Source organism: Zwartia vadi, assembly GCF_030410375.1.
Lineage (GTDB): Bacteria > Pseudomonadota > Gammaproteobacteria > Burkholderiales > Burkholderiaceae_B > Zwartia > Zwartia vadi.
On sequence record NZ_JAUHHE010000031.1, the window covers coordinates 1 to 3,391 of the forward strand.

The window sequence follows — 3,391 nt, forward strand, 5'->3', positions numbered from 1 at the left end:
TTCGCAGGTTATGTTGCGCCGAAATTTATGTTGCGGCAGCGAGGTTATGAGTCAGAAATCATAGGGGGATTTCTAACTCATTCCGCACATAATAAACGGGTGCGAATCTATAGGTGCCGTAGAAACGCCATCAGCGATGGCAGCTTATTTGTCTCACGTGATGGTGGTGGCAATCCGGAAATATCCACGCTCGCCAATGCTTTTGCTTTCATCTCCAAGTCCACCTCGGCGTAAATATTCGTCGTGTCCAGAGAAACGTGACCTAACCAGGCACGGATCGTATTGATGTCAACGCCTGAACGCAACAGATGAACTGCGGTTGTGTGTCGAATTGAGTGTGGGCTTATTCGCTTAGCCAATATTGTCGGGACTGCCTTAGAGGCAGTGGCGGCACATTGGGTAACGATACGATGGATGCCGAATCGTGTCATCGGTTGGTTCGTGCGGCCGAGGAACACGGTATCGTGTGCATTGCGACCTGCAATAAGACGATTCAAAACGGTCGATGTCTCTGGCCACAATGGACACATTCGTTCCTTGTTTCCTTTGCCGAGTATGCGCACTGAAGCCGGGTCGCCAAGTTGCAGACGGCCAATGGTTAATTTCGCGGCTTCATCGGCGCGAGCCCCGCTGTTGTACAAGAACAGAAGCAATGCGTAGTCGCGCGCACCCATTTTGGTTTTACGATTTGGCTGCGCCAATATCACATCCATCTCATGCTTCTCAAGATAGCCGATCAAGGTCTTGGCGGTCTTTTTGAACGAGATTGATCTCACTTCGTTACACCATGCCAGGTGAACAGGCGAGCGCATGCCAATGAAGCGCGCAAGCGAATGGATCGCACTCAAGCGCAAATTTCGCGTGGCACCGCCACAATGTCGATCATCTTCGATGTAATTCAGAAATTGACGCACCATGGCCGGCGAGAGATCTTCCACCATCATGCGATCGATAACGATACCGCAGTGTTTGCTTACGAATGGTAATAGCAAAGTCAATGTATCGCGATAGCTAGCCTGCGTGTTGAGCGATAGATTGCGCTCAGCCACCATGTGCTCCAGAAGGAATCGACGGATCCATGGGCCAAGCAGATTTTTATCATTCATGATCACCTCCGCGCTGCGCATACTTTGCGAAGCGGCGGCTGGCCTCTTCGAGTAATTCAGGGGTCATCCGCAAATAGCGTTGTGTCGATTTGAGGTCGACGTGGCCCAGGTAGGTTGCCAGTTGCGGAAGCAACTGTTGCACATCCTTGCCAGTGCGATACCACGCAAGCACTCGATGCACCACCGCCGTGTGGCGCAAATCATGCAAGCGCGGCGGATGTAATTCTCCAACCGGAATTTTGATTTGCGCTGCATGGCGCAGACGCTGAAATAGCGTAATGACCTGGGAATACGGCCATCCCTTCCCAGTGTATGACGTGAAGAGACGCGAATTCTCCCCCGCCGGCATCGGCAGAGTCCGACGGCGTTTGATATGCTCGGTCAGTTCTGCAGACAGTCGTGGACCGATCGGTACGAGACGAGTCTTGAAGAATTTCGTGTCGCGCACGATGATGACCCGGTCGTCCAAGTCTATATCGAGCATGGTCAGACGTAGTGCCTCGCCGATGCGCAAGCCGCTGCCATACAGCAGAAGAATTAAAGTCCGGTACATGGATGCCTGCTGTCGACTTCGGTAGTTGTACAACACGGGTGTGGCCTCGATTAGTCGACGGAGCTCTTCCGTTGAGTACACATAAGGTGTTTGAGATGGTGGCAGTTTCGGAATGTTTGTTGGAAGTGGACATGTCTTGCCATATCCCCGGTTGATGGCAAACCGATACAGACCGGAGAGCACGTTATATTTGAGCCGCCATGTGGCGGTGAGGGCTCCAGCCCCCTGCAGAAATGCCACGACAGCTTCGGGCTGCACTTCGGCAATGTCGATACACCCCATCTCACGGGAAAACTGCCGCAAAAGTCGGTCGGCTGCTGTGAATCGCAGACCCAGCGACCGTTGCATTGCGACATATGCTGTCACCACGTCGATCAGCTTCATGACAGATCTCCCAGATCGAAGTCACCAACTTCGCGTAACGCGCGCATGTCGACCTTGGCGTAGGTCATCGTGGCTGACGAGCTTCGGTGACCGAGGTGATCACCAATTTCCTTGAAGCTCAATCCCTGTGCGACCAACCGTACGGCACAGGCATGGCGTAATGCGTGAGGGCCTCGGTGCTTTGCCTGAATTCCCAATGCTTTGAACTTGTCATTGACGAAGTCGAATATGGCCGATGGCGTTAGCGGGCGATGTGGCGCCTTCAATCCGAGGAAAATTTCTGGGGCAGAACTGTGTGGGCGCACGGTGTCGATATAGCGTGCCAATGCTTCGGCGACTGTTGGCAACAACGGATAAATCTGCGGCTGCCGGCGCTTCAAACGAAACACATGAAGCGTTCGTCCAGCCCAGTCTATCTGGTCAAGCCGCAGTGCCACTACCTCGCCACGGCGCAGTCCGTAGATCGACAGGAGCATCAGGATTGCGCGGTTTCTGATATCAGCCGGCTCGTCAGCCAATGTTGTGGCCAGAATCCGTTGAACGTCGTTCCATCCCGGGGCGGATGGCAATGATTCCTGTGCGTACACGCGCGGCGTCCGTAAGGCCGCGGCAAGGCGTGAGTCACACAGACCTTGAGCTGCCGCATAACGCAGAAATATCCGCAGTGCCCCAGTTATTGTCTTTACTGATATCCGTCCCCATCGTGCCGCATTCTGAATGAAGTAGGCGTCGATATCGCCTGGCCGCAGGCGCTTCAAATCGCGGTCCGTCTCCTCACACCACTGGAGAAACTGCCTTATCCTGCCTTGCCACTGGTTGACGGTGGTTGGACTGAACCCTCGTTCATTGCGCATCCATTGTATATAGGCATCCAAATGACATTGATACGCAAGAGTTACAACTGGCTCTCGCCACCAGCCGAGGAATCGTAACCATGGCCTGGCGACTACGATCATCCGGTCCCCCATTGTGACGCCGGTATGCAACGCTGCGCGATGCCGAACAAGCTCATTTAGCTGCTCGATATCGACACCTTGCGGCGCAGTCGCAGGAAGAAAGTTTGCGATCCAGATTAGCTCATTGCGCTTTACGGAAAGCGCCCCCGGAGTTGCGCCTGAATCCGCGCAATTGCGCAGATATCGCTCCCGCTCCTGCAAGAATGGCGCTTCGAGATGACGACTACCTGCGACCGTGACGCTGATTGGTTTCTTGGACATGACAGATCTCCAAACGTTGGTTGGGAGATCAGAAAGCGCCAAAATTTATGTCATGTCAATAACCGGTGAATACTAGCGAACCTCTCTGCGTTCGGCTAGCGCCGCAACATAAATTTCGGCGCAACATAACC

At 53.8% G+C, this 3,391-nt stretch carries 3 protein-coding genes; all 3 read right to left on the reverse strand.

Annotated features, from left to right (window positions below):
* Positions 1-107: 107 nt before the first annotated feature.
* Genes QWY27_RS15125 through QWY27_RS15135 form a run of 3 tightly spaced genes read right to left on the reverse strand, consistent with a single transcriptional unit; the run spans position 108 to position 3,260 of the window.
* Positions 108-1,106, reverse strand: a complete 999-nt coding sequence (locus tag QWY27_RS15125; protein WP_290199268.1) for a tyrosine-type recombinase/integrase — start codon at positions 1,104-1,106, stop codon at positions 108-110.
* Positions 1,099-2,043: a tyrosine-type recombinase/integrase gene (locus QWY27_RS15130; RefSeq protein ID WP_290199269.1), complete on the reverse strand. Its 945-nt coding sequence runs from the start codon at positions 2,041-2,043 to the stop codon at positions 1,099-1,101. The genes QWY27_RS15125 and QWY27_RS15130 overlap by 8 nt, the downstream gene beginning before the upstream one ends.
* Entirely contained in the window at positions 2,040-3,260 is a 1,221-nt protein-coding gene (locus QWY27_RS15135) for a tyrosine-type recombinase/integrase (protein WP_290199270.1), read from the reverse strand. The genes QWY27_RS15130 and QWY27_RS15135 overlap by 4 nt, the downstream gene beginning before the upstream one ends.
* Positions 3,261-3,391 lie beyond the last annotated feature (131 nt).